Below are 1,410 nucleotides of genomic sequence, written 5' to 3'. Positions count from 1 at the left end.
TCGCCCACTTGCCCCTTTAAGGAAAGTGACTGATTGTAGAAGTTGAGGGCTTGTTGCTTGTCGCCTAAACTATAGTAGACTAAGCCAATATTGTTGAGAGTGGTAGCTTCGCCCTGTTTATCGCCCACTTGCCGCCACAACGGTAGTGACTGATTGTAGTATTTGAGGGCTTGTTGCTTGTCGCCTAAACTATAGTAGACTGCGCCAATATTGTTGAGGGTGTTAGCTTCCTCCGCTTTATCGCCCACTTGCCCCTTTAAGGAAAGTGACTGATTGTAGTATTTGAGGGCTTGTTGCTTGTCGCCTAAACTATAGTAGACTGCGCCAATATTGTTGAGGGTGTTAGCTTCCCCCGCTTTATCGCCCACTTGCCCCTTTAAGGAAAGTGACTGATTGTAGTATTTGAGGGCTTGTTGCTTGTCGCCTAAACTATTGTAGACTGAGCCAATATTGTTGAGAGTGGTAGCTTCCACCGCTTTATCGCCCACTTGCCGCGATAAGGGTAGTGACTGATTGTAGTATTTGAGGGCTTGTTGCTTGTCGCCTAAACTATTGTAGACATTGCCAATACCCGTGAGAGTGGTAGCTTCCCCCGCTTTATCACCCACTTGCCGCGATAAGGGAAGTGACTGATTGTAATAATTGAAGGCTTGTTGCTTCTGGCCTAAACTATCGTAGACTGAGCCAATATTGTAGAGGGTGATAGCTTCCCACTTTTTCTCGCCCACTTCTTGCCATAAAGGTAGTGCTTGTTTCCATTTCTCAATTGCCTGTCGTAGTGATTCTGCTGTACCTTGCTTATACAGTTTAAATCCCTCATACAAGAGGCGTTTCGCCGCTGCGTGAGTTGCTTGCTGTGAAGCCGTTTTTGATCGCTGTGCTATCTGCACACTCGTGCTGCCAGTCGTTGCCACGGTTGACAAAAATACTCCACTGAGTAATAAAATTAAACTGTAGCGGGTAAAACTGGGTAGCAAGCACCAGAAAATCCGCCGAGACTTTACACCTTTGTTCATTCTTCAGCCTCAACAAGTTATTCTTCAAATCCCTCTTCAGATCCCCGACTTCTCTAAGAAGTCGGGGATCTAGTTAGTCGCTTGGCAATATAAGCAAATGATTTAATTTACTTCAGAGAATTTACTGAAGTTTGATTATTATCCTACAGGCATTCTTAAATAGATATGCGATCCGTTTCTGATTTTGTAACGAAGTGGGGGATGTATTTTGCTCAGGATGGGTGTAGTAGCGTTGCGTTTTTAAATGCAGGGGGATGTTTTGGCTTAAGGTTGAAGTGTTTTGGCTTAAGGTTGAAGTGTTTTGGCTTAAGGTTGAAGTGTTTTGGCTTAAGGTTGAAGTGTTTTGGCTTAAGGTTGAAGTAGTTTGACTTAAGGTTGAAGTGTTTTGGCTTAA

General features: G+C 44.0%; 2 protein-coding genes. Both read right to left on the bottom strand.

Going from position 1 to position 1,410, the window contains the following annotated elements; genetic code table 11:
- The coding region (locus AABK37_RS41375; RefSeq protein ID WP_432557176.1) for a tetratricopeptide repeat protein at window positions 1-1,016 on the bottom strand (1,016 nt) is incomplete at its 3' end.
- A gap of 212 nt (window positions 1,017-1,228) precedes the next feature.
- The coding region (locus AABK37_RS41370) for a hypothetical protein (protein WP_432557175.1) at window positions 1,229-1,410 on the bottom strand (182 nt) is incomplete at its 5' end.

It is taken from the genome of Tolypothrix sp. VBCCA 56010 (assembly GCF_050875635.1).
GTDB lineage: Bacteria > Cyanobacteriota > Cyanobacteriia > Cyanobacteriales > Nostocaceae > Hassallia.
This window is presented reverse-complemented; position numbering and strand designations above follow the sequence as displayed.